The 24,998-nt window shown below is 30.7% G+C and carries 32 protein-coding genes and 1 tRNA gene; 25 read left to right on the top strand and 8 right to left on the bottom strand.

The annotated features are described in order from the left end of the window. The first annotated feature begins 179 nt into the window (after nt 1–179). A tRNA-Gln gene (locus B6F84_RS06830) sits at nt 180–252 on the top strand. On the opposite strand, the gene B6F84_RS06825 is transcribed toward B6F84_RS06830, so the two are convergent. Continuing rightward, a complete protein-coding gene (locus B6F84_RS06825) occupies nt 253–1,155 on the bottom strand; it encodes a translation elongation factor (protein ID WP_148691557.1) in 903 nt (300 codons plus the stop codon). It abuts the tRNA gene before it with no gap. A gap of 42 nt (nt 1,156–1,197) precedes the next feature. Here B6F84_RS06825 and B6F84_RS06820 point away from each other — a divergent pair, with 42 nt between their 5' ends. Beyond that, on the top strand, nt 1,198–1,479 hold the full coding sequence (locus tag B6F84_RS06820) for a TIGR00304 family membrane protein (RefSeq protein ID WP_148691556.1): 282 nt from the start codon (nt 1,198–1,200) through the stop codon (nt 1,477–1,479). Nucleotides 1,480–1,489: 10 nt separating this feature from the next. Here the strand turns inward: B6F84_RS06820 and B6F84_RS06815 are convergent, their stop codons facing one another. Further along, a complete protein-coding gene (locus B6F84_RS06815) occupies nt 1,490–1,780 on the bottom strand; it encodes a hypothetical protein (protein WP_148691555.1) in 291 nt (96 codons plus the stop codon). 36 nt (nt 1,781–1,816) lie between these two features. Between B6F84_RS06815 and B6F84_RS06810 the strand changes: the two genes are divergently transcribed. Then, nucleotides 1,817–2,218 carry a hypothetical protein gene (locus B6F84_RS06810; protein WP_148691554.1) on the top strand — a complete coding sequence of 134 codons (402 nt, stop codon included), beginning with the start codon at nt 1,817–1,819 and terminating at the stop codon, nt 2,216–2,218. Between the two features lie 54 nt (nt 2,219–2,272). Then, complete coding sequence (gene lysS, locus B6F84_RS06805) at nt 2,273–3,760, top strand: lysine--tRNA ligase (RefSeq protein ID WP_148691553.1); 1,488 nt, start codon at nt 2,273–2,275, stop codon at nt 3,758–3,760. On the opposite strand, the gene B6F84_RS06800 is transcribed toward lysS, so the two are convergent. Continuing rightward, entirely contained in the window at nt 3,757–4,830 is a 1,074-nt protein-coding gene (locus B6F84_RS06800) for a site-2 protease family protein (protein WP_148691552.1), read from the bottom strand. The two genes, lysS and B6F84_RS06800, sit on opposite strands and share 4 nt — an antisense overlap. A 36-nt stretch (nt 4,831–4,866) precedes the next feature. Here B6F84_RS06800 and B6F84_RS06795 point away from each other — a divergent pair, with 36 nt between their 5' ends. Genes B6F84_RS06795 through B6F84_RS06785 form a run of 3 tightly spaced genes read left to right on the top strand, consistent with a single transcriptional unit; the run spans nt 4,867 to nt 7,061 of the window. After that, the gene (locus B6F84_RS06795; RefSeq protein WP_148691551.1) at nt 4,867–5,529 is read left to right on the top strand and encodes a nucleotidyltransferase domain-containing protein; all 663 of its coding nucleotides are present in this window, start codon (nt 4,867–4,869) and stop codon (nt 5,527–5,529) included. Then, nucleotides 5,516–6,076, top strand: a complete 561-nt coding sequence (locus B6F84_RS06790) for a DUF1122 family protein (protein WP_148691550.1) — start codon at nt 5,516–5,518, stop codon at nt 6,074–6,076. The genes B6F84_RS06795 and B6F84_RS06790 overlap by 14 nt, the downstream gene beginning before the upstream one ends. Next, complete coding sequence (locus tag B6F84_RS06785) at nt 6,042–7,061, top strand: radical SAM protein (protein ID WP_148691549.1); 1,020 nt, start codon at nt 6,042–6,044, stop codon at nt 7,059–7,061. The genes B6F84_RS06790 and B6F84_RS06785 overlap by 35 nt, the downstream gene beginning before the upstream one ends. On the opposite strand, the gene B6F84_RS06780 is transcribed toward B6F84_RS06785, so the two are convergent. Continuing rightward, the gene (locus tag B6F84_RS06780) at nt 7,038–8,057 is read right to left on the bottom strand and encodes an mRNA surveillance protein pelota (RefSeq protein ID WP_148691548.1); all 1,020 of its coding nucleotides are present in this window, start codon (nt 8,055–8,057) and stop codon (nt 7,038–7,040) included. The two genes, B6F84_RS06785 and B6F84_RS06780, sit on opposite strands and share 24 nt — an antisense overlap. Before the next feature lie 24 nt (nt 8,058–8,081). Here B6F84_RS06780 and rimI point away from each other — a divergent pair, with 24 nt between their 5' ends. Both rimI and B6F84_RS06770 read left to right on the top strand, forming a co-directional pair. Continuing rightward, nucleotides 8,082–8,540: a ribosomal protein S18-alanine N-acetyltransferase gene (gene rimI, locus B6F84_RS06775; RefSeq protein WP_148691547.1), complete on the top strand. Its 459-nt coding sequence runs from the start codon at nt 8,082–8,084 to the stop codon at nt 8,538–8,540. 31 nt (nt 8,541–8,571) lie between these two features. After that, entirely contained in the window at nt 8,572–10,923 is a 2,352-nt protein-coding gene (locus tag B6F84_RS06770) for a DNA-directed DNA polymerase (protein WP_148691546.1), read from the top strand. Here B6F84_RS06770 and dnaG read toward each other — a convergent pair. The 4 genes from dnaG to B6F84_RS06750 are packed head-to-tail and all read right to left on the bottom strand — an operon-like array spanning nt 10,910 to nt 14,022. Beyond that, the gene (gene dnaG, locus B6F84_RS06765; protein ID WP_148691545.1) at nt 10,910–12,142 is read right to left on the bottom strand and encodes a DNA primase DnaG; all 1,233 of its coding nucleotides are present in this window, start codon (nt 12,140–12,142) and stop codon (nt 10,910–10,912) included. The two genes, B6F84_RS06770 and dnaG, sit on opposite strands and share 14 nt — an antisense overlap. A gap of 5 nt (nt 12,143–12,147) precedes the next feature. Beyond that, a complete protein-coding gene (locus B6F84_RS06760) occupies nt 12,148–13,215 on the bottom strand; it encodes a tyrosine--tRNA ligase (RefSeq protein ID WP_148691544.1) in 1,068 nt (355 codons plus the stop codon). Between the two features lie 45 nt (nt 13,216–13,260). Then, the gene (locus B6F84_RS06755; RefSeq protein ID WP_148691543.1) at nt 13,261–13,575 is read right to left on the bottom strand and encodes a hypothetical protein; all 315 of its coding nucleotides are present in this window, start codon (nt 13,573–13,575) and stop codon (nt 13,261–13,263) included. A 42-nt stretch (nt 13,576–13,617) separates the two neighbouring features. Next, nucleotides 13,618–14,022, bottom strand: a complete 405-nt coding sequence (locus B6F84_RS06750) for a secondary thiamine-phosphate synthase enzyme YjbQ (protein WP_148691542.1) — start codon at nt 14,020–14,022, stop codon at nt 13,618–13,620. A gap of 43 nt (nt 14,023–14,065) precedes the next feature. On the opposite strand from B6F84_RS06750, the gene B6F84_RS06745 reads away from it, so the two are divergent. Genes B6F84_RS06745 through B6F84_RS06670 form a run of 16 tightly spaced genes read left to right on the top strand, consistent with a single transcriptional unit; the run spans nt 14,066 to nt 24,849 of the window. After that, a complete protein-coding gene (locus tag B6F84_RS06745) occupies nt 14,066–15,325 on the top strand; it encodes an AIR synthase-related protein (RefSeq protein WP_148691541.1) in 1,260 nt (419 codons plus the stop codon). Between the two features lie 18 nt (nt 15,326–15,343). After that, complete coding sequence (locus B6F84_RS06740) at nt 15,344–15,856, top strand: 30S ribosomal protein S13 (protein ID WP_148691540.1); 513 nt, start codon at nt 15,344–15,346, stop codon at nt 15,854–15,856. Nucleotides 15,857–15,868: 12 nt separating this feature from the next. Continuing rightward, on the top strand, nt 15,869–16,429 hold the full coding sequence (locus tag B6F84_RS06735; protein ID WP_148691539.1) for a 30S ribosomal protein S4: 561 nt from the start codon (nt 15,869–15,871) through the stop codon (nt 16,427–16,429). Next, nucleotides 16,413–16,811 (top strand): 30S ribosomal protein S11, encoded by a 399-nt coding sequence (locus tag B6F84_RS06730; RefSeq protein WP_148691538.1) that lies wholly within the window; start codon nt 16,413–16,415, stop codon nt 16,809–16,811. The genes B6F84_RS06735 and B6F84_RS06730 overlap by 17 nt, the downstream gene beginning before the upstream one ends. A gap of 1 nt (nt 16,812) precedes the next feature. After that, the gene (locus B6F84_RS06725; RefSeq protein WP_148691537.1) at nt 16,813–17,598 is read left to right on the top strand and encodes a DNA-directed RNA polymerase subunit D; all 786 of its coding nucleotides are present in this window, start codon (nt 16,813–16,815) and stop codon (nt 17,596–17,598) included. Beyond that, the gene (locus B6F84_RS06720; RefSeq protein WP_148691536.1) at nt 17,595–17,942 is read left to right on the top strand and encodes a 50S ribosomal protein L18e; all 348 of its coding nucleotides are present in this window, start codon (nt 17,595–17,597) and stop codon (nt 17,940–17,942) included. The genes B6F84_RS06725 and B6F84_RS06720 overlap by 4 nt, the downstream gene beginning before the upstream one ends. Then, nucleotides 17,939–18,382, top strand: a complete 444-nt coding sequence (locus B6F84_RS06715; protein WP_148691535.1) for a 50S ribosomal protein L13 — start codon at nt 17,939–17,941, stop codon at nt 18,380–18,382. The genes B6F84_RS06720 and B6F84_RS06715 overlap by 4 nt, the downstream gene beginning before the upstream one ends. Beyond that, nucleotides 18,372–18,791: a 30S ribosomal protein S9 gene (locus B6F84_RS06710; RefSeq protein WP_148691534.1), complete on the top strand. Its 420-nt coding sequence runs from the start codon at nt 18,372–18,374 to the stop codon at nt 18,789–18,791. Before B6F84_RS06715 ends, B6F84_RS06710 begins: the two co-directional genes overlap by 11 nt. A 6-nt stretch (nt 18,792–18,797) precedes the next feature. Next, complete coding sequence (locus B6F84_RS06705; RefSeq protein WP_148691533.1) at nt 18,798–18,998, top strand: DNA-directed RNA polymerase subunit N; 201 nt, start codon at nt 18,798–18,800, stop codon at nt 18,996–18,998. Between the two features lie 12 nt (nt 18,999–19,010). Beyond that, the gene (gene rpsB / locus B6F84_RS06700; protein WP_148691532.1) at nt 19,011–19,691 is read left to right on the top strand and encodes a 30S ribosomal protein S2; all 681 of its coding nucleotides are present in this window, start codon (nt 19,011–19,013) and stop codon (nt 19,689–19,691) included. Further along, on the top strand, nt 19,688–20,545 hold the full coding sequence (amrB, locus tag B6F84_RS06695; protein ID WP_148691531.1) for an AmmeMemoRadiSam system protein B: 858 nt from the start codon (nt 19,688–19,690) through the stop codon (nt 20,543–20,545). The genes rpsB and amrB overlap by 4 nt, the downstream gene beginning before the upstream one ends. Further along, nucleotides 20,523–21,185 carry a hypothetical protein gene (locus tag B6F84_RS06690; protein WP_236748911.1) on the top strand — a complete coding sequence of 221 codons (663 nt, stop codon included), beginning with the start codon at nt 20,523–20,525 and terminating at the stop codon, nt 21,183–21,185. The genes amrB and B6F84_RS06690 overlap by 23 nt, the downstream gene beginning before the upstream one ends. Continuing rightward, nucleotides 21,143–21,817: an isopentenyl phosphate kinase gene (locus B6F84_RS06685; RefSeq protein ID WP_148691530.1), complete on the top strand. Its 675-nt coding sequence runs from the start codon at nt 21,143–21,145 to the stop codon at nt 21,815–21,817. The genes B6F84_RS06690 and B6F84_RS06685 overlap by 43 nt, the downstream gene beginning before the upstream one ends. Continuing rightward, on the top strand, nt 21,807–22,904 hold the full coding sequence (fni, locus tag B6F84_RS06680) for a type 2 isopentenyl-diphosphate Delta-isomerase (protein ID WP_148691529.1): 1,098 nt from the start codon (nt 21,807–21,809) through the stop codon (nt 22,902–22,904). Before B6F84_RS06685 ends, fni begins: the two co-directional genes overlap by 11 nt. Next, a complete protein-coding gene (gds, locus tag B6F84_RS06675) occupies nt 22,904–23,884 on the top strand; it encodes a geranylgeranyl diphosphate synthase (protein ID WP_148691528.1) in 981 nt (326 codons plus the stop codon). Before fni ends, gds begins: the two co-directional genes overlap by 1 nt. Further along, on the top strand, nt 23,884–24,849 hold the full coding sequence (locus B6F84_RS06670; RefSeq protein ID WP_187152652.1) for an MraY family glycosyltransferase: 966 nt from the start codon (nt 23,884–23,886) through the stop codon (nt 24,847–24,849). Before gds ends, B6F84_RS06670 begins: the two co-directional genes overlap by 1 nt. The last annotated feature ends 149 nt before the right edge of the window (nt 24,850–24,998 follow it).

Below are 24,998 nucleotides of genomic sequence, written 5' to 3'. Positions count from 1 at the left end.
TAAAAATATTAGACTTATGATATATTTATAATACTCTAACCAAGTTATGGATTCATAAGAAAATAAAATCCCAATTCAAGTGCTATATTAAGTATTGTTGAGTAAAGATAAAACAGTGAAAATACTAGTTGGTTTTACCTACGAAAATGTTAAGAATATAAAACTAGAAAATTATATTTAGCCGAGTAGTCTAGCGGCCAAGGATAGCGGGCTCTGGCCCCGCTGACCCCGGTTCGAATCCGGGCTCGGCTATTAAATTGGAGTTATATATCCTACTATTCTAGGTTTTCCTTGCTTTGCATTAACGTCTATTACTAAAAATCTTTCCGATATAGGAATTTCGTCATTTAATGATATTTCTACTGTAGCATTATCTATCATTTTTAATTTACCCATAACTGATACTCCATTACTTACAAAATGATAGTTCCCTTGATCATTAATAGTAGACCAAGGAAAAGTAAATATCTTTCCTTTTATTGTTTTAGATATTTTTATTTCATTTTTTATTAGTAAAAACGTATCCTTCATCTCATCTTCTTTTACATTTCTTAAGGCAAATCCTATTCTTATGCCTGGTTCTACTTCTTCTTGATCTTCATCTAATACTTGAATACTTTTGATTTCTACGTCTTTTCCAATAGGTATTGCTTTAAGTTTATCATGAACTTTTACTGTAGTATATGAAAATCCTGTTACTACTACCCCTACTCCTTTAACCACGAACGCCTTATCTATATATATAATACCTTTATCCTTCTCTTTTTCCTCGAAATCTGATGGAGAATTAACAACTGGGAAATTTTCTATTGGTAAACCTTTAAATAATTTTTTAATATTTTCAGCTGGAAGATCACTTATTATTTCTCCCTTGCAATTATTTGCAGAAATTAAAAGTGCTATTTCTCCGTCAATCCAACTTGGAGTAGTAGGCAAATAAAATATACAATATGAAGATAATGTTATTGCCTCTGCTGCATCTAGTATTTTTTCTGGATAATCTCTTGGTATTAAGACTGATCTAATGTAATTTTCTTTTTTTCTATAATATATTTGTATTTTTTCGTTCTCATGGAGTTTACCTAGATTTTCTGCTATTAATTTGGATTTTTCTTTATCTGATGAAATTACAGTAACTACATTTCCGTAATACACTTATAAGTCACCGTTATAAACCCTAATATCAAAATGTAAATTATGAGATTATCTATTTTAGGAATAGGGTTATTAATTATATTTATAGGATTTGCATTAGTTTTTATAGGTAGTATAACATCTGTACCTACTACAACATCTACTACATCTACAGCAGTAGGAGGTCTTGTATTAATAGGCCCATTTCCTATATTTTTTGGATATGGTAATACAAATTTACTATTTCCGCTAGTAATCTTCGGTATTATATTTACTATAATAGCGATAATTTTCTATGTATTAACGTTTTACATGTTCAAAAGATCTCAGGAAGGTAAGATATAAAACATCCCTTTTATAATTCTTTGACTAATTTTGTATTACCCTCAGTATCTTCGAAGTAAATTTTGTTATCTTCTGTAATTACGATATAACCTACTACACCAAAACACTTGTAAGGAAAGGCTAGTAATGCATTAGTAGTTTTTAATGCTGACGTTGAATAGACTGGCATTAATGAATCATCCATATTTAATGCAAAGCAATCAGGAATTATGGTAAAAAGTTGATTAAGTATATCGTTATATAACTTTTCATATTCATCTCCTAATTCTTTCATTCTTTTTGCTTTATCTATTAAACTCATTTAAGCTAAAATCATATGTCATAGTTGATAAGACTTATGACAAAATCAATAGTAAGATGTAATGGCGATATTTTAGTAGAACTTAGGAAACATAGTATAGATACGATACTTTATCGTGATGGAAATATAAAAATTGGTGAATATGATGGAGTGGATTTTCGTGAAAAACAAGCTTCAAAAGAAAAATACCAAATAGCAAAGAATTATATGGAAAAAATCTTAGAATTATTGACTTCTTGTGATGAGATTATATCATTTGTATATTCAGATATAATATATATAAAATTTGTATATAGTAAATGTATTATAATTGCCTTTATATCTGGGGATACTATGACTTTTAATAAGGAGATTAAAATAAATGAAGAGACTAAAGAGAAGATATTAAACTGTAAGAACAAATTTTTACAAATACTAGAAATAAAAGACGTAGAATGATTTTTCACATCTTATTTACTAAAATGTTATATACCAGTAATTTTTCGTTAATGTGTGAAATGGGACGAAATAAGGCTAAAAATCATTGATGAATTAAGATCTAAAGGAATTAATCCTTATCCACAAAAGTATAATATAACACATACTATACATCAGATAAGGCAAATTCCTAAAGATCCACAGCATGAAAAATCTCATGAACCTTTTATATTTGATATTAGTACTGCAGGCAGAGTTGCTAACATAAGAAGGCATGGAAAAGCATCATTTGTCGATATTTTTGATGAAGGTGAAAAGCTCCAATTATATCTAAGAATAAATGAACTTGGAGACAAATATGAAGAATTCTTCCATTATATAGGAAGAGGAGATATAATAGGAGTAAAAGGAGACCTATTTTATACTACAAAAGGAGAATTGACTTTACTAGTAAAAGAATATGAGCTTTTAAGCAAAGCGTTAATAGAACCTCCAGATTGGACAAAGTTAAGTACTGAATTTAGATATGCTCATAGATACGTAGATTTTCTTTATAATAGTAATGCTAGGCGCAATATGGAATTACGATTTAAAATAATAACCGAAATCAGGAATTTCTTAAACTCTAAAGGCTTTATTGAAGTAGAAACTCCTATACTTCAGCCAGTATATGGAGGAGCACTAGCTAGGCCATTCAAATCTAAAGTGAATTATCTTGATGAAGAATGGTATCTTAGAATATCCTTAGAATTATATTTAAAGAGGTATATAGTAGGAGGTTTTGATAAGGTTTATGAAATAGGAAAAGTGTTCAGAAATGAAGATATTGATGTAACGCATAATCCTGAATTTACTTTAATGGAACTTTACTGGGCTTATGCAGATTATAATGATATAATGGAACTTACTGAAACTATGATCAGAGAAGTCGCTAAAAAAACATTGAATTCAACAACTATAAAGTATAGAATAGGTGAAAAAGACTACGATATAGACCTATCCCAGTTCAAAAAAATAACTATGCTTGATTCTCTAAGTGAAGCCTTAGGTAAGAACATTGATAGTTTTACTGATGATCAATTAAAAGACTTAATGAATAAATACGGGCTAATACCAAGAGGGAACTTATATATTAGAGGACTAATGATAGAAAAATTATTTGATAAGCTAGTTACTCCTAACTTAATTCAACCAACATTTGTCACTGATTATCCAATAGAAACTACACCATTATGTAAACCACATAGGTCTAAAGAAGGCTTAGTGGAAAGATTTGAACTTTATGTTACTGGTGTAGAATTAGCTAATGCATATACTGAACTTAATGATCCTATATTGCAAGATAAATTATTTAGAGAAGAACAAGAAATGATGAAAAGAGGAGATCAAGAAGCTCATCCATATGATAAAGACTTTATAAGGGCATTATCTTATGGAATGCCTCCTACAGGTGGTTTAGGTATAGGTATTGATAGATTAGTTATGTTATTAACTAATAATCAAAGCATAAAAGAAGTAATACCATTCCCTATGATTAGCGCAAAATTAATAGAAGAAGATTAAGTAGATACTGAAAGCATTACAGCATATATTAAAGACATTAGAAATATTGCTTGTAACCCGTAGGATATTTTTTCACCATATTGTAAATTGATTTTCTTTAGAATCTCTGTAAAGATTTTTCCACCATCTGTAATTACTAGTGGTGCTCCATTTAATAATGCTAAGCTAAAATTAATTATGAACATCCATGTGAAGAACTCTAATATTGGCAACAAATAAGATGGAAATGCGTAAGTAACATAAATCCCTAGGAAATGCGAAGCAGAATATGCATGTGTAGTAATAATAGATCCGTTTGTCGTCTTAAGTAATATTGAATAATTAGTGGCTTTGTCTAACGCATAAGATAATTGAGAAAAGGTAGTTGTCCTTATTCCATTTATGCTTAGTATTATATCTCCGGCAGATATTGATGAATTATACGCTGCACTATGAGGTATTACACTCTCTACTAAAATGCCTTGAGACAAGTAAGGAGGAAGATAAGTAGCTAAAGGAAAGAATATTCCGGCTAAAATTAAATTAACTGCTATTCCAGCAGCTATTATCTTAATCTTTGATGTTAAGTTTGACTTCATAAATTCTTCTTCGTCTGGCTCTACAAATGCTCCTGGAAAAATACCAATTAGTATAAATCCTCCATTTCTAACGTTTATCTTATTAGACGTCGAGGATAGTGCATGAGCTAGTTCATGCAATGTCACAGATATTCCTAATGCTAATAATATGTAGGGTAAGTAAGAAATGCTAATAGTAACTCCTGGTATTATAGGTTCCAATCTAGCAGTAGTGGTAGTAGGATGAAAAATTAATCCTGTTAGAGTGTAATAAATTAGTACTATTCCGCCTATCATAGATATAATTCCAAGAACTATAGCTATATTTTCGAATTTTCTATAGAATTTAGATGTAGAAAAGTTAGGAAACCATTGCGCTCTTGTACTTTTCCTCCACATTAAGAATAACGGGTAAATATTGAATCCTTTATTCTCTAATTTTTTCCTTAGTAAGAACAGTATTATCCAAAAGAGTACAAATCCTATCAAGAACACTTCTAATCCTAGATTCACAAGAATTTAACTAGTTCAAGGAAATATAAATTAATTGTGGAAATACAGTATACTGAAGCGCAATGGAAACTACTAAACGAGAAAAGAAATATTGCTAGAAATATTTTGATAAAATTACAGCAACTTAACGTAAATGGATATATATATGGCTCAATAGCTAGAGGAGATGTTAAAAAAGATAGTGATATAGATATTATAGTATTTCATCCAAAGATTTTTGAATTAGATATGTTAGACGCTGATCATAAGTTTATAATACAAGCTACTCCTATATCTACTCCTAAAGCGTACATTTCTATAGATCCTAAAGAAATGATAGTAATTTCGTTTCCTTTGTCTAAATTGAAAAAAGATGAAGAAGAATTTTATTATTTTGGAGGAATTTTAAATTTTCAAGATGTGATAAAAAATAGAAGAGTTCCAGGTATAAATAAAAAATTGGACTTGATAATACCTACTGCTAATGGACATACAGAAATACCCATTTTAAATAATGAAGAATATGCTGCAAAATTATTAGGAATATCTCTTTCTACGATCAAAGAAAGAGAGCTACTATTGCTAAAGCGTGAAGATAAAGGTAAGAGCGGAGTATTTTTGAGATATGATTTAGATAATGATGAAAACTTCGAAGAAGCAATAAGAGAATTATATAAAACTAATAAATTCTTTAGGAGGATTATCAATGCTTCAAGGTAATATAGGTAATTATATTATTCGAATTAAAAATGAAAGAAAAACTCACATAAGAGAATTATCTTATTTTGAAATATATTTAGACAACAAACTACTAGGTAGATGTAATTATTTTTCTGGGAGAAGCCAAGAAAATTATCCTGCATGGCTAGAAATAGATTATATACCTTGGTTAAGAAAAGAAAAAGGTGATCTAGAGGTAGAATTTTTTAGGCTAATCTTTAATTTTATGCCTAGCAATTCAAGACTGTTCGTAACTTATGATAAGGATAAAGAAACTCTAGAGTTAATTTCTAGAGGTTTTTCAGCAATAGATACTCCCTTAGGATTCGCCTTACTTAAAGCAGGATTTACATGGTTCAAGTTATGGTATTTTCCAGAAGGAGGTAATGAAGGAGGACCAAAGATTCAAGCTAATAAACCGTTAAATGAAAAAATAGGAAAAAAAGAATTAGAAGAACTTTTAGAGTCAGAAGATATTAAAAATCCAGAGATAAAAGAGTGGATAATAAACCATGTTAAAGGGAAATTCAGAAATAACGTTGTATAATAGGGATTTACCTAAAGGTTGTGAATTATGCAGGCTAGGCAGTAAAATAGTAGTATTTATTTCTGGAGAATGCGGGGATAATTGCTACTATTGTCCAGTAAGCGATCAAAGATTTGGAAAGGATTCAATGTTTGCTAATGAGAAAAAAACTACTAGCTTATACGATTTCATTTATGAAGCTTACAAGATGAACGCTTTAGGTGCTGGTATTACTGGTGGAGATCCAATTTTACATATTGATAGAGTAACTAATTTAATAAAAATGTTTAAAACTGAGTTTGGAGAAAGCTTTCATATACATCTATATACTTCTGGTCGCTACATTAATTATGATGCATTGGACGCATTACAAGAATCTGGATTAGATGAAATAAGATTTCACCCATTAAAATTGGATTATTTAAAAGCAATAGAGAAGGCATTGAAATACAATTTTGATGTAGGTATAGAAGTTCCGTCAATACCTGGAGAAGAGGAATACTTAAAATTTGTAATTCAGTGGGCAATAGACCATAAGGTAAAATTTGTAAATCTAAATGAATTAGAAATAACAGAGAGAAATTATCAAAATCTCAATGCTAAAGGTTTAAGAATTTCGCATGGCCTTGCTGGATCTAGTGGAAGTTTTAAGCTAGCGTCTGAAATTCTTAAGTTATATGAATTTTCTGATATTAATTTACATTATTGTAGCTCAGTATATAAAGATATAGTAGAAACTAGAACCAGATTTCTAAGGACTATAAAAATGTCCGCTAAACCTTTTGATGAATATTCTGGAGAAGGTACAATAATTAGAGCTAGGATAAAAACTACAGATAATATCTCTGATTATGGGGAAAAGATAGATAGTGAGCATTATATTGTGTCTCCTCTAGTTATAGACGATATACTCAAAAAATACAGTGTAGATGAAATTATAATTGAAGAAATGTTACCTTATGGTTTAAAAGTTTCACAAAAGTTAGCTTATTCTAAATCTAAGTAAAGCTATAATTCCTGAAAGATTTTTTACTTGAAAATAAATTGGAGAATCTCTAGGGATAATTTCTACTTTTCCTCCTTTCTTTTCAACATCTTCCATTAGATCTTGAATATCTTGACTCTCTGTAATCATGTCTTCTAAGACTAATAACGTATCAACTGCGCCTAAAGCTGATGCATTCTTTACTTCTTCCACTCCGTAAGCTAGTAATTCTGGATTTTTAGAAAGTAAATATAAAGCCCTTTCTAAATCTTTTATACTTTTGGAAATTTCGTAATCTCTCATTATTTGATCTATTATGTCTCTTTTTAATATTTCATTTAAACCAGATCTAGTTGCAGATGATACTGAATCTATATAGATTTTAATATTCTTTATATTAAGCATGCTCTTTACTATTTCCTTAAAGGGTCCTGGGCCTGCAAGTATTATTGCATCTGGTTGATATTCTTTAACATAATTTTCTATCTCTTTAGAAACTTCTTTGGCATTATCTTCAATTATGTTCTCTTCTTCTTTATTAGGAGTTTCTAAACTTTTTTCTTGAAGGATTTTTATTCCTTGAGCCATAGGTATAGCAATAAGATATTCATCAAAGTCGACTAATGATATAAGTACTTTACTTTTTTTCTCTGCTTGTCTGTAAATTCTATCTATTGTAGATTTATTCCATTTATCCTTTATAATTACTATTTCGTCTCCTATATCTAGGTTTATAGTATGATGTGATCCTTTTACGCTATATTTTTCTGGTGCATCTAAAACTAAACCATGAATTCTCAACCTAGTAGTGAATGCTTGAAATTCTGTGTATTCAACTTGTAATTGCATTACCATTGAAACTCTATGAGATTCATTTCCTAGTCCAACATCCCTACTGGTTCTTGCTATTATTTTATCTCCTTTGTTCAATATCATATGTATAGTCCACAAATCATCTTCATCTTCTATATGTAGTCTCATTATCCCTTTTTTCTCGTCATATTCCAAAACTTTCATTATCCACTATAGTATAGTCCTTTTGTGGTAATTATAACTGATGCGTCAGAAGAGGATTTACCGCAGATCTATAATATTGAAGTAGAGTCGTTCGATAATCCTTATCCATACTCTTTACTTAAAGCATATCTTTATCTGGCTAATGGATTTTATTTAGTTGCTAAAGAGGATGGTAAGATTTTAGGATATATAATTGGAATTATACAATTTAAAACTAGAGGACATATAGTTTCCATAGCTGTAAAAAAAGAATATAGAAATCAAGGGATAGGAAATATGCTTATAAATAAACTTGAAGAAAGATTTTTGTCTGCTAGTTGTTTTTATTCATATCTAGAGGTAATGGTTACTAATTATTCTGCAATTTTCTTCTATCATAGTAATAATTATTTAATTATGTTTACTAGAAAAAATTACTATGGAAGAGGAAAACATGCATATGTAATGGTAAAATATTTACTAAATAGAGAAGGATTAGAGTAATTATTAATGTTAGAAAGATACTATATTATCTATGATACAAGATTATTATATAATCGACTTTTCCTATGATGTTGAGGATAATAAGCCATTAATTTACATTTGGTGTGTAGATAAAGAAGGAAACAGAGTAGTAGTACTAGAAAAAAACTTTAGGCCATACTTTTATGCCGTACTAGACGATAACCCAGATATAGAAAAAATTACTGATGAGATAAAAAAGCTTAGCACTCCTGCATCTCCAATTACTAATATAGATCAGTTAGAAAGAAAGTATTATGGAAATCCTGTAAAGGTATTAAGAATAGAAACTATTATTCCAGCATATATTAGAATATATAGGGATCAAGTAAGTAAAATTAAGGGGATAAAAGAAGTAGTAGAAGCTGATATACGATTTTACATGAGATATTCAATAGATAAAAATCTAAAACCATTCACATGGTTTAAAGCAGATGTAGAAGAAATACCTAACGAAAAATTCAGAGTAAAAAAAGTATACGAATTAAAGAATATTTTGGAAACGTATGAGGATAAACCACCTGATTTGAAAATTATGGCTTTTGATATAGAGGTCTTTAATAAGTATGGCTCGCCTAATCCTAGAAGAGATCCAGTCATAATTATAGGAGTTTGGACAGATGAAGGAGAAAAGCAATTCATAACAGATGATGACGATCTTAAGACAATAAGAGAGTTTTCTAATTTTGTATTAAATCATGATCCCGATATAATATTAGGTTATAATTCAAATAGATTTGATTGGCCTTACTTATTAGAAAGGACAAAATTAAGAAACGTAAAGCTTGACATTGGAAGGAAAATTAATTCAGAACCAACACAAGGAACGTATGGCCATTACTCAATTGTTGGCAGACTAAACGTAGATTTATTTGGATTTGCAATGAGTATAGAAGAAGTTAAGGTGAAAAGCTTAGATAATATAGCAGATTATCTAGGCATATTACCTAAAACTCAAAGAGTAAACCTAGAATGGTATCAAATTCCAGAATATTGGACAGATGATAAAAAAAGAAAAATATTATTACAATATAATTTAGATGATGTAAAATCCACGTATTTATTGAAAGATGCGTTTTTGCCCTTTGGCGAACAAATAACAACAATAACTGGTTTGCCACTTGATCAATTGTCAATGGCAAGCGTTGGATATAGAGTAGAATGGTTATTAATGAGAGAAGCATTCTTTTATAATGAAATTATTCCAAATCGTGTAGAAAGGGAATATGAAAGTTATAAAGGAGGTCTTGTAATTCCACCAAAGCCTGGAATTCATGAAAAAGTATATGTTCTAGATTTCTCCTCTATGTATCCTTCAATAATGATTAAATACAATATCGGTCCAGATACGTTAGTTAAAGGAGAATGCGATAATTGTTGGGTAGCTCCAGAAGTAGGGCATAAGTTTAGGAAGTCTCCAGATGGATTTTATAAAACTATATTACAAAAATTAGTAGAAGAAAGAAAAGAAGTAAAGAGTAAATTAAAAGAAGTTGAGAACGAGTATGAAAGAAGAAGACTAGATGAAAGACAAAGAGCATTAAAGATTATGGCTAATGCCTTTTATGGATATATGGGATGGCTAGGTGCTAGATGGTATAGTAAAGAAGGTGCTGAAGCTGTAACAGCGTGGGGAAGAGAAACAATATCAGAAGTAGCAAAACTAGTACAAAGCGAAGGATTTGAAGTAATATACGGAGATACTGATTCAGTATTTATTACAGCTAAAGACGAATCTAAAATAAATAATATTGTAAAAGAAATTATAGATAAATTTGGATTAGATATAAAAATTGATAAAGAATATGAAAAAATATTCTTTACAGAAAATAAAAAACGCTATGCTGGTATAACAAAAGAAGGTAAGATAGACATAGTAGGATTTGAAGCTATAAGAGGAGATTGGTGCGATTTAGCTAAAAACATACAAAAAGATGTAATAGTAAAAGTATTAACGTCAAGCATAGACGATGCAGTAAAATTAGTAAGAGAAACAATTATGAAGTTGAGGAGAAGAGAATTTAATATAGAAGATTTAGTTATCTGGAAATCTTTAGATAAAGATATAAATGAATATAATGTAGACGCGCCACATGTTAATGCAGCAAAGAAGGCTATGAAAGCAGGATATGCTATATTTAAAGGAGGAAAAATAGGTTATATAGTTGTTAAAGGTAATGGCAAAATTTCGCAAAGAGCAGAACCATACTTTATGGTAAAAGATAAGTCAAGAATTGATATTGACTATTATATAGATAGACAAATAGTGCCATCAACATTAAGAATTTTAGAACAGTTTGGAATTACAGAGAATACATTAAAAAATACTGGAATAAATATAATGGATTTCTTTAATAAGAAGTGAGTATATCAGATATTGTAAGTATTTTTACATTGTCTAAACTTTTAGTTATTCCTCCAATTCTTACTCCTACTAGAAGCTTAACCTTCTTCTCAGATGCTAATTCTAGAAGCCTTTGCGTTATCACACCATCAAATATTATGTAAGCAACCTTATTTTCTTCTGCAGCTTCTAATTTAGGTATTATATCTCTTACTTGTATTTTTTCAATAGGATTCCAGTTTTCATCAAACATTATACCTTCTAAAGTTCCAGGTAATTTCTTTATTTCTTCAATTGCAGAAGCAGGTATTTGGATTTGAACTTCTTTTGGTTGTACTATTGTAGTTACAGTAGTTGTTGCCATTTGCGCATTTTCTTCAGCTGGAGCTTGTCTTAATAATGCTTCTGTAGTTTGAGTTTCTTGTTGTCTCTTTAGATATTGTGTAAGTGGCATCATATTAGATAAAGCCTTCGTAATTTCTTTTCCCGTTAATTCTTCTACTTCTCTTCCTACTGGAGCTCTTGCTACGAAGTCAATCTTAGTATTTGCATTAAGTAATTCTTTAAGTATTAAATCTCCACCATGATCTCCATCTAAGAATGCTATTACAGTCCTCTTTTGTTTGCTTAATTCAACTACACTTTCTGGTATTTTACCACTTGCGCCTTCTACTGCTACTGTATTTCTGTATCCATATCTTAATAGATTTATGATGTCAGCTCTTCCTTCCACGATTATCAGATTTGGATCAGTAAGTACATCGGGACCAGCAGGTAATCTTTCTGGACCATACTCAGAAATTTCTCCTATCTTAACTGCATTACTTATCTCATTTAGAACTTCTTTAATATCAAGAGTTTTTTCTTTGCTCCAGTTGGTTAATATTTCTTTGGCTCTATCTATGATCTTCTTTAGTTTTTCAGCTCTTATATCTTGTATTTCTCTAAGTTCAAATTTAGCATTATATGGTCCTATTTTTTCTACACTCTCTACCATTGATGCAATAAGTGCAGTCTCTATTCTATCTAAATTAGAAGGTATTTCTATTATTCCTTTACTTTTTCCACCTTTAGTATCCATATCTACCGAAATTCTACCTAATCTGCCTTTATCTTGAAGTTCCCTTAAATCAAATTCTTCTCCAAATAGATTTTCAGTTTGTCCAAATATTGCTCCTATCACGTCTGGTTTATCTACTATTCCGTCACATTCGAAATATAATTTTACAACATATTTCATTTTTTTCACCTTGTTACGTTCTTTATTATTATAGATGTTAATTCTTGATATTCTGGTGTGTTTATCTTTTTCCTTATAGGATCTAATATTTCATTTAGTTTTCTTGCAGTTGCAGTTTTTAAGTCCATTGGGTGGATTTTTCCTTCTACATAAGCTTTTTCTAGTTCTTCGTAATTTTTGAATTCTATATCTCCACCATATTTTATGTCTCTTTCTATTTTGAAAGTATCCGTATTAGCAAATATAATGTATTTGTCAATTTGTAAAATCGGATTCAAGTCTACTATTCCTTTAGGACAATAAGCTGCTCTTATTTTGCTTTCTATTTCTTCTTGGCTATCATTAACAAATATTGCATTTTCTGGTTTAGATTTACTCATTTTTACGTCTGCTAATAATTCATCTTCTTCTAAGGATTCCATTCTTTGTCCTCCTTTTAGTCCTACTAATAAAGGAGTATGAATTGCGATTACTTTCTTTTTATTTAGCCTTTCAGCTACTTCTCTAGCTAACATATGTGCCTTCCTTTGGTCAGTTCCTCCTAGTGCTATATCGACGTCTAAATAAAATATATCACTGACTTGCATTGCAGGGTAAAATAATTTAGATGTATCTAATTCTGCTTCATCAGTTTTTCTTCCCATTATTGTTAATGCTCTTTTCATTCTTGCTAAGGTAGTATTTTTAGCTACTCTTAATACTAATTCCCAGTAATTTTTGTCTTTTATTAAGTCATTTGCGTCTACTATGTCTAATTTAGACGTGTCTATACCATATGCTGATAATATATCTATAGTGTATTTTCCAGCTTTTTCAATTAATTCCATATCTCCGCCTAATTTATCGTTTATCCAAGCATGCCATGTTGCTACTAGCAATTTCATTTTTACTCCGGCGTTCATTAGGTCTTTGACTTTTTGAGCCCATATGAGCCATCCTATATGAAATAAACCGCTAGGTTCAAATCCCAAATATCCAGTAAGTTTATCTCCATTTTGTATTTTTTTCTTAAGCTCATCTAATGTTACAATTTCTTCTGTATTTTTAGTTATAAGTGAAATGGCGTTTTCCAAATAATCATCCCCAAATCTAAAAAAGCATAAGGAAAATAAAAAGTCCTATTGGTCTTTAAATTGCTTTAAAAACATGACTACTGGATGCATATTACCAAGTTTTTTCTCTAAATCTTGAATGATTATATCGAAATCAATATCAGAAAAAATTACTTTTTTCATTAGTGATTCGCTAAATATGTATGAGTTTGTAATTACTCTTTCATCTATTCCATCTTCGTCTTGAAATAGTTTAAAATTAGGTTCATATTTACTACTTGTAATTAAAGATTTAAGATATTCATCAACTAGGTTTTCTATACATTCTTTATCATTGCAATAATCTAGTTTATCTAATACAGAGAAAGTAGAGACTGGCAACTCTAATCAATATATTAAGTACTAAAACTACTAAAAAAGTTATTATTCTCCCATAATTTTCACATTAATTGTCCTTGTTCTAGGACCATCAAATTCTAGTAAGATTATTCTCTGCCAAGTTCCTAAATCTAAATTTCCATCTTTTATTGGAATTGTTCTGGAATTTCCTATTATCGCTGATAATATGTGTGCATGACCATTATTATCAATTAGATTGTGATTAAACTCTCCTTCTGGTGGAACTAATTTTTTAGCCCAATTTAGATAATCTTTCATTAATCCACTTTCTGCTTCATTAATAATTATACTGCAAGTAGTATGTTTTACAAATATAAATGCTATACCGTTATTTATGCTTTTGCTAACTTCTTTAATATAATTTGTAATATCAATACTTTCAAATCTTTCATGTGTTTTAATTTGGAGTTCTTTTTCAAAAATCTTCATAATAGACTCTTATCTTAAAAGCATAATAATCCTTTACTCATATATGGACTTAGAAGGAATAGCTAGAAAGTTACCTGAAGATAAAGCCGAAAAGATAATAGAACAATGGCTTGAATTCTATAAAGGTAAAAGAAGTATAAATGAGAATATAGCTAAAGCCATCATTACAGAAGTTAAAAATTCTCAGAAATTTAAAGAATTCGAGCCAGTACCCTCTGGAATTAAAGCAGGAGATTCAGGATTAGGATCAAGAGGAATCGGAGATCATTTAATCCATAGAAAACTTTTCCAAATTAGTAACAAAAAGGAAGAATTTGACGATGCGGGAATAGTAAACAATATAGCCATTGCAGTAGATGGTATTCATTCAAGACTGTCCTACTTTCCATTTTTAGCAGGATTTTTTGCTACAAAAGCAACAATACGTGATATCATGGTTAAGGGAGCTGATCCTTTAGGAGTAATAATAGATATTCATTTATCTGATGATACCGATGTTTCATATTTATTTGATTTTGAAGCGGGAGTTACAACAGTTACTGATTTTTTAAACATTAAAGTATTAGCAGGAAGTACGCTAAGGATAGGAGGAGACATGGTAATAGGAGAAAGAATAAGTGGAGGAGTAGGAGCTTTAGGAGTAATAAATGGAAATCCGTTATTAAGAAGTAACGTAAAGGAAGGTATGAAAATAATAATGACTCAAGGTAATGGCGGAGGAACTATAGCATCAACAGCAATCTTCAATGGTTATGAAGATGTATTAGAAGAAACATTGAGACTTGACGAGTTAATAGCTTGCAAAACTGCATTAGAAAATAGAGACGAAATTTTATCAATGACAGATGTTACAAACGGAGGAATAAGAATTGATGCTGTAGAAATATCAGAAAATTCTAAAGTCACTTTTAAAATAGATATAGAAAGATTTTTAAGATTAATAAATCCTAAAGTTCTAAAAATGTTAGAGGATCTTAAAATAGACCCATTAGGCGTATCAATAGATTCTATACTACTTTTTTCTTATAACGAAGATATAGTAGAAAAATTATCTAAAAAAGGTATTAAAGCAGACATCATAGGAGAAGTAACAAAATACTCTGGTTATCCTATTGTATCCTCAGATGGTAAGCAAATAGAACCAAGATTCAGAGAAAGTCCATATACTCCTTTAAAAAAAGTAATAGATAATATTTCTCCATACACTATACAAGAAATAGAAGAAAAGCTAACTAAGTCTATGTTAACATCAATAGACAAGAAGAAAAAGGTATTGAAAAATTTAAAAAGGTCTTTTGCATAGTCCATACAGTTGATAATAATGTCCGAATCATTTAGGTACATCGTTAGGCTCTTTGGTCAAGATATAGACGGAACTATGAAAGTTCCGTATGCATTAGCTATGATAAAAGGAATAGGATATAATACTGCTAGAGCAATAGTAATGAAAACAGGATTAGATAAGGATAAAAGATTAGGAGAATTAACTGACGCTCAATTGAAGAAAATAGAAGAAATAATGGCTAACAAGCAAGTAAACGGATTACCTTCATGGATGTATAATAGAAGAAAAGATTATGAAACAGGACAAGACTTACATCTTGTCACATCTGAATTAATATTTTATGCTAGAAATGATATAGAAAGGGAAAAGAAAGCTAAGAGCTGGAGAGGAGTAAGACATTCTTTAGGCTTAAAGGTAAGAGGGCAAAGAACAAGAACAACTGGAAGAATAGGAACTACCGTTGGAGTAAAGAGAGGGGCTGCAAGAGCTGCACAGCCATCTGCAGCGCCTAGTGCACAGTCTCAATCTACTTCTCAAACTAAGAAATAAGGGGTGAAATAAATGGGAGATCCAAGAAAAAGTAGGAAAAAATGGGAAGGACCAGGATTACCATGGATAAGAGAATCCTTATCTCATGAACAAGAATTATTAGGTAGATATGGATTAAGAAATAAAAAAGAAATTTGGCTAGCCAGAACAATAGTAAGAAGATTTAGACATATGGCAAGAGCATTACTAGCATTACCACCAGCAGAAAGATTAGTTAGAGAAAAGCAATTGATAGGTAAAGTATATAGGATGGGATTATTGAATTCTCAAAACGCTACAGTAGATGATATTTTAGGTCTTAAAGAAGAGGATTTATTAGAAAGAAGATTACAGACAATTGTATTTAAGAAAGGATTAGCTAGAACAATATATCAAGCAAGACAACTAATAACTCATGGTCATATAGCTATTGGAGGCAAAAAAATAACATCTCCAGGCTATATTGTTCCAAGAGATGAAGAAGATTCAATAGACTTTTATCCTACATCAATCTTTAAATCTAGGCCACCTACTATGCAGCAAGAAAAAACACAAGAACAATCAAAGGGTGAGGTAAATGTCGAGCAGGCGTGAAATTAAATGGGGTATTGCCCATATCTTTGCGTCTCAAAATAATACTATAATATCTATAACCGATATTAGTGGTTCAGAGATGGTATCTAAAGCTTCAGGAGGCATGGTTGTAAAGGCAGATAGAGAAAAGGCCTCTCCATATGCGGCAATGCTAGCAGCAAATAAAGCCGCAGCAGAGTCATTAGATAAAGGTGTGATAGCTATACACATAAAAGTTAGAGCTCCAGGAGGTGCAGGACCTAAGACTCCTGGTCCTGGTGCTCAACCTGCTATTAGATCATTAGCTAGATCAGGATTTATAATAGGGAGAATAGAGGATGTTACGCCTATACCTCATGATTCAATAAGAAGACCTGGTGGAAGAAGAGGAAGGAGAGTATAACATGCTAAAAGTATTAGACAAAAAAGAAAACTATATTTCTTTATTGTTAGAAGATTATCCTCTAGCGTTTGCCAATTCTATAAGAAGGGCTTGTATGCTATTTGTTCCTGTAATGGCTGTTGATGATGTTTACATTATAGAAAATAATAGTCCTCTTTACGATGAAATCTTAGCTCATAGATTAGGTTTAATACCATTTGTTTCTGATGAAGCTTTGGGTCACTATAGGCCTCCTGAGGAGTGTGCAAATTGTACAGAAAATTGTGACGGATGTTATTCAAGAGTATATATTGATATGGAAGCTAAGGATTCGCAAGTGATGGTCTACAGTAAAGATATTAAGTCTGATGATCCTGCTGTAGTTCCAGTTAGCGGAGAAATTCCTGTAGTTCTACTTGGTAAGGGACAAAAAATTTCTATAGAAGCTAGGTTAAGGTTAGGATATGGAATTGAACATGCTAAATTTAATCCAGTTTCTGAGTCTGTGGTAAGATATTATCCTAAAGTAGAGTTATTAAATCAAGAAAATTGTGAGAAAATTGTTGATGAATGTCCAACTCATGTTTTTTCTAAGAAAGATAATAAGATAGAAGTAACTAATGAGCCAGCATGTATATTATGCGAAGAATGCTTAAAATATTGTAAAGGGATTAAGATCTCTTCAGTTCCTAATAAATATATTTTAGAAATAGAAAGTGTAGGAAGTTTAAAGCCAGAGAGAATTTTATTAGAGGCTAGTAAGAGTATACTTCGTAAGCTAGAAGAATTAAAGAAGGCGATATCATGACTGGAAGTACTAATATAATGTTAAGAAAGCTAATATATAATTTAAGTAAGCAAAAGAAACCAATCTGGAAATCTGTAGCAGAATTATTAGAAACGCCATCAAGAAAGAGACCTTATGTTAACTTGTATAAAATAAACAAGTATACGAAGCCTGGTGATATAGTTATAGTGCCTGGTAAAGTATTAGGAATAGGAAAATTAGATCATGAAGTAACTGTAGTAGCCCTTGATTATTCTGCATCTGCTAAGAAAAAAATTTTAGATAGTAAAGGAAAAATAGAGAGCTTATATAATTTTAATAGTTTAGACTTAAAAGGAAAGAACGTAAGGTTGATGAGAAAATGACAGAAGAAGTAGTAATAGATGCAGAAAATATGATCTTAGGCAGAATGGCTAGTATGGTAGTTAAATTGTTAGAAGATGGAAAAAAGGTAGTTATAGTAAATGGTGAAAAAGCAGTAGTAAGCGGAACTAAAGTTAGAATTATTTCAGGATATAAGTTATTATTTGAGGTTAGAACATTATTTAATCCACAAAAACAAGGAATTAGAAGACCTAGAACTCCAATAAACCTAATAAAAAGGACTATTAGAGGTATGTTGCCTAAAACTCCTAAAGGTAAAGAAATGCTACATAATGTTAAAGTTTACATAGGAGTTCCAAAAGAATATGAAGGAAAACAATTTATAAGATTTGAAAAAGCTGATGTTAAAAGGTTAAAAGGTAAATATATAACTGTAGCTGAATTAGCAAAAGAAATGGGGTGGAAGACCTATGGAAAATAATCAATCAAATCAAGTTATAATTACTAGCGCTAGCAGAAAAACTGCATCTGCTAGATGCTATTTATATCCTGGAAAAGGTAGAGTATTTATAAATGACATACCCGTTGAGCTAATCCCTATAGAAATGGTACGACTAAAAATAATGGAACCATTATTATTAGCTGGAGACTCTATTATTTCTAAAATAGATGCAAGAGTTTACGCTACCGGTGGAGGCATTATGGGTCAAGCTGATGCTGCAAGAATGGCAATAGCTAAAGCTATTGTAAAATATTTTAATAATCCTGAAATAAAGGAATTATATAAGCAATATGATAGAACAATGCTAGCAGGAGATCCAAGACAAACTGAATCAGAAAAATGGATGAGATATAGCGCAAGAAGATGGAGACAAAAAGCATATAGGTGATATAGTATGATTATACCAATTAGATGTTTTACTTGTGGATCATTAATAGCAGATAAGTGGGATCCATTTATAACTAGAGTTTCTGCTGGAGAGGATCCTGGAAAAGTTTTAGACGATTTAGGTGTAAGAAGATTATGTTGTAGAAGAATGTTATTATCTCACGTTGACATTATAAGAGAAGTCGTAAATTATACAAGACCAATATGAAGGTGATAATACATGAGTGAAAAAGAAGAAAGAAAAACAGATTTAAGTGAAGAAGAGAAAGCAGAATTGCAAAAAACAGAAAAAGGAGCACTAATTGAATTATTAGTACCATTAGAGAGCTACCTTTCAGCAGGTGTTCATATAGGTACTCATTCATGCACAAAATATATGGAGAAGTTCATATACAGAGTAAGACCTGAAGGTTTATATGTATTAGATGTAAGAAAAATTGACGAGAGATTAAGAGTAGCAGCAAAGTTCCTATCTAGATTTAATCCTTCATCTATATTAGCTGTTGCATCAAGGCCTTATGCCTTTACCCCCGTTCAGAAATTTGCTGAAGTTATAGGCGGGAAGTCAATAGTTGGAAGATTAGTTCCAGGTTCTCTTACCAATGCTTATCTAGATAAATTTATGGAACCAGAGGTATTATTAGTCTCAGATCCAAGAACTGATACTCAAGCAATTAAAGAAGCTTCAATAATGGGAATACCAGTAGTAGCTTTTGCTGATACTGATGCTAAGGTAGAATTTGTAGATTTAGTAATTCCAGCTAATAATAAGGGTAGGAAATCTTTAGCTTTATTATACTGGGCTTTAGCTAGGCAAATATTGAGAGAGAGAAAAGAGATAGCTATGGATGCAGATATTCCAGTGAAAGTAGAGGAATTTGAGGTGAAATTATCTCAATGAATAGAATGCCAGCAGTAGCTGGCAGTTTTTATGATAATGATCCAGAGAGGCTAAAAGAAAGTATAAAATGGTCATTTTTACATCCTCTAGGTCCAGGAAAGTTACCCTCAGTCCAAAATGAGAAAAACAGAAAAAGAGATAACTTGTTTTTTATTGTTCCACATGCAGGTTATATTTATAGTGGGCCAGTAGCAGCTCATTCTTATTATTATTTAGCATCTGAAGGATCTCCAGATATAGCTATTATAATTGGGCCTAATCATACTGGTTACGGATCTTATGTTTCTGTTTGGCCCAAAGGTTATTGGGATACACCATTAGGAAAAGTAGAAGTGGATGATCAATTAGTTAAGGAATTAGTTGAATATAGTGAAGTAATAGATATTGACGAAAAAGCTCATATGTATGAACATTCTATTGAAGTTCAAATACCTTTTTTACAATATTTTTTTAACTCTTCATTTAAAATAATTCCTATTGTTGTTTTAATGCAAACTCCAGAGATAGCAGCATATTTAGCTGAAGGTATATTTAGATTAATGCAAAAACATCCAGATAAAGATATTGTGGTATTATCCAGTAGTGATATGAATCATTATGATCCATATGATGTAACATACAAAAAGGATGAATTGGCTATTGAAGAAATAAAGAAATTAGACTACAAAGAATTATACGAAGTAATAGAAGATAAAGATATTACAATGTGTGGATATGCGCCAGTAATGGTATCTATGATACTAGCAAAGAAACTTCAGAAAAAACCATATATATTAAAGCATGCTACATCTGGTGATACTTCTGGAGATAAATCTTCAGTAGTGGGTTATCTTGCAGCAAGATTTGGAAGTTAATGTTCCTATTTCTTTTTCTGGTATTCCTTTACCTAATGTTAATAACCCTTTGTTAATTTTGTTTTATAAGACAAGGATTAAACGCATAGCAAGAAAACCAAAAATAAGAAAATTTTTAGAGTATTTTAAAGAAGCAACTGGTTTTTCATGTGATATAGATTTCGATATAGATGGAGTTTTGCCATATTCATCTTACTATGTATTATTTAGTGAAATGTTTTTTAGGGAAGCTATAAGTGAGTGTCATATTCCTCTCAATGAAAGAGATATCATTGAGACTTTAATAATGATAGATGATGCTATTTATGATTCTAGTTTAGTTAGAGGTTTAAGGAAAGCTTTAGAAATAGGCTCACCTATTTTATATAGAGATAACGAAGAGCCAGTAAAATTAAATTTGCAGAATATAAAAAAACTTAGCATTTTAACTTCTTTTCCAATTTCTTCACCTGCCTATATAAATAATTCTTTAATACACTTAATTGGCACGCTACCTATAGATATTGCAAATAATGTTCAATTGATATCTGTAGAGAATGGATTATGGAGTGCAATCTATAATTTACCTTATCCTCTAGTTAAATCTTGGAAGTGGATATGGGACTTAAAATGGGCCACACTTATTCAATTCTCAAATTAGGAGGAAGTTTAATTACAGACAAAAGTAAGCCATACTATTTACGAGAAAACGTAGTTAGAAGGATAGCTAAAGAACTAATTACAGATAATCTTATTTTAATTCATGGTGGTGGGAGCTTTGGGCATTATGAGGCATCTAAGGGAAATATTATTAAAACTTCTTTAGCTATGCAGAAATTAAATTTATTGGTATCTTCAATATTATATGAAGAGGGAATTAAAATATTTCCTTTTCCAGGTCGATTTTTCTCTATTCAAAAGACATTAGAATATGTAAAATCTGGTTATGTTCCTCTAATTTATGGTGATATAGATGAGAATGGTAATATAATTTCTGGAGATGATATAGCAGTAATCCTGGCAAAAGAACTAAAGTCTATGGCGTTATTTGCAACAGACGTAGATGGTGTTATCAATAACAATATGATTCTTGATGAAGTTAATAGCTTAAATTTTGAAGTATTTAATTCAAATAGTTATGATGTTACTGGTGGAATAAAAAGTAAAATTAAGAAAATCTTAGAAAAATGTATAGAAGGGATTATATTTAATGGATTAAAGGAAGGAAATATAAATAAAGTTTTAAAAGGTGAACAAATAGGGACATTAGTAAGGTGTAAAAATGATTTCTAACAGAAAGATAGAACATGTTGAGATATGCCTTTTTGGTAATGTTGAGGGATTCGCTAATACTTTATTGGATGATGTTGTTTTAGTTCATCAAGCAATGCCTGGTATTTCATTTGATGATATTGATACTAGTGTTAATTTCTTAGGGAAAAAGATGTCAGCTCCTATTTTTGTTACTGGTATGACTGGAGGAACTCAGGAACTAGGTAAAATAAACGAAACAATTGCCGAAGCCATAAACGAATTAAACTTAGGTATGGGTGTGGGTAGTCAAAGAATAGCAATAGAGCATGAATCTGCTAGACAGAGTTTCAAAATAGTAAGGGATAAGGCTCCTAATGCTCCAATATTAGCAAATATAGGTGCTCCCCAGTTGGCTAAAGGTTACGGATTAAAAGAATTAGAGTATGCTGTTAGTATGATTGAAGCAGATGGTATAGCAGTACATTTAAATCCTGCTCAAGAACTATTTCAGCCAGAAGGTGAACCAGAATATCCAGATACTATACTATCTTCTCTGAGAGATATAAGTAAAAGTTTAGGTGTCCCAATAATAATTAAAGAGACAGGAACAGGAATATCAATGGAAACAGCAAAAAAATTTAGTGATATTGGGATAAAATATTTTGATGTATCCGGACAAGGAGGAACTAGTTGGATAGCAGTAGAGATGGTAAGAGATATTAGAAAAAATCATTGGAAAAAAGAAAGTGCAGAGCTATTTGCAGACTGGGGAATACCTACTGCCGCATCCATAATGGAAACTAGATTTGCTGTACCAGATTCTATAATTATGGGAAGTGGAGGTATAAGGAATGGGTTGCACGTAGCCAAAGCTATCGCATTAGGAGCTGACATAGCAGGAATGGCAGGTCCAGTAATAAAAAAAGCAGTAGAAGGAAAGGATTCTCTAATAACGTTCTTTAATAAAATTATTTTTGAATTAAAAGCATCTATGATGCTGACTGGGTCTAAAAATATAGATTCATTAAAGAGGACGCAAATAGTTATATGGAATAAACTAAAAGAATGGATAGAAAGTAGAGGGATAAGCTTATCTACATATGAGAAATTAAGAAAAAGAGAATAATGGAATTGGATCAATATTTTAACGAGATAATATATAACGTAAATAACGAAATTTCTAGCTACGTTAAAGGTGATATAAAGCAATTATATGATGCTTCAATATATCTTTTAAATGCAGGAGGAAAAAGACTAAGGCCTTTATTCCTAGTTTCTATAGCTGATTTATTAAAAGGAGATAGAAAAAGAGCATATAAGGCTGCTGCAGCTGTAGAAATTCTTCATAACTTCACTTTGATTCATGACGATATAATGGATGAGGATACTTTAAGAAGAGGTATTCCTACTGTTCATGTAAAATGGGGTATACCATTAGCAATACTTGCAGGAGATCTGCTTCATGCTAAAGCTTTTCAAGCATTAGGTGACGCGTTAAAAGGATTAGATGCTGAAAAAATATATTCAGGTATAGCTGAATTTTCTAATTCTGTTATCATAATTGCAGAAGGTCAAGCAATGGATATGGAATTTGAAAATAGAGAGAATGTTTCAGAAGAAGAATACATTGAAATGATAAAAAAGAAGACAGCCCAATTATTTGCATGTTCTGCTTATTTAGGAGGATTAGTAAGTAATGCTAATAATTCTGAATTAGAGCTACTAAAAAATTTTGGAATTAATATAGGAATATCTTTTCAAATTATGGATGATATATTAGGCTTGACGGCTGATGAAAAAGAATTAGGAAAACCAGTTTATAGTGATATCAGAGAAGGAAAAAAGACTATTTTAGTTATCCACGCATTACAGAATGCTAACGAAGAACAGAAAAGAATTATAATGGAAGGTTTAGGTTCAAAAGATTCAGAAAAAATAAAAAAAGCAGGAGATATAATTAAATCCCTATCCTTAGATTACGCTTATTCAAAGGCAAAATACTATCTAGATCATGCATTTGAAAATTTGAATAAAATACATGGAGAAGAAATAGCTGGAAAGGCTTTAAATTATCTAGTAAGGTTTACTGTAGAAAGGCGAAAATAGTGCTAAATCTGATATATCCTTTAGTTATCTCATTTTTAGCCACATTTCTTTCAACAAGATGGATAATTCAAGTAAGCAAGTCAAGAGGTATAGTAGGTAAAGATGTAAACAAGAAAAACAAGCCAGAAATTCCATCATTAGGAGGAATAGCAATAATCGTAGGATTTATTTCTGGTGCGTTTTCATTACTAGTGTTAAATCCAGATCACCAAAGAATTATTTCTGCAATACTTTTATCTTCATTACTTATAGCATTTTTAGGATTATTAGATGATTTTCTTAATTTAAGGCAATCTATAAGAGCTTTTACCCCAGTTTTTGCAGCAGTTCCGTTATCGTTATTTAGTTTAGGTCATTCAATAATTTCTATTCCATTTATAGGAGAAATAAATTTTGGTATATACTATTATATTTTTATAATACCAATAGCATTAACAATAACATCTAATGCATTTAACATGCTAGAGGGACTTAATGGTCTAGGAACTGGATTAGGGCTGATAATGGCATCAACTTTAGCATTTATAGGTATAACTAAAGGAATAGGAAACATCAAAATAGCTGGCGAGTTATCATTAGTACTAAGTTTCTCTTTACTAGCTTTTCTTTACTACAATAAATATCCTGCCAAAGTATTCATAGGCAATGTAGGAACTTATTTTGTTGGATCTGTGATAGGTTCGATAGGAATATCTGGATTTATGTATACTGCACTTGCAATACTTTATATCCCATATGTAATTGAATTTATATTGAAATCAAGAACTCGTTTTAAGGGTATATCATTTGGTAAAATAAATGATGATAATACGCTATATTGGGATCAAAAACCAAATTCATTAACTCATGTAGTAATGAAGTTAGGTAGATTTAAGGAATATCAAATAGTTGCAATAATTTGGAGTATAGAGTTATTGTTTGCTGTTTTAGCAGCTTATTTGCAGACAGTAGTAATAGTATTATAGTTAATTTTTATTTTTATAGTATATCAATATTTTTGTAAACTGAATATACTATTATAAATCTTAAGATTAACTCTTTTCATTGTATTATACTTGGCATAATTTAGAATACAATTTTATTTAAACGCAGAACTATTATTGTCTTCAAGGAA

It is taken from the genome of Acidianus manzaensis, from assembly GCF_002116695.1.
Classification (GTDB): Archaea; Thermoproteota; Thermoprotei_A; order Sulfolobales; family Sulfolobaceae; genus Acidianus; species Acidianus manzaensis.
The sequence above is the reverse complement of the archived record's forward strand: the minus strand, read 5'-3'. Positions and strand labels throughout refer to the sequence as shown.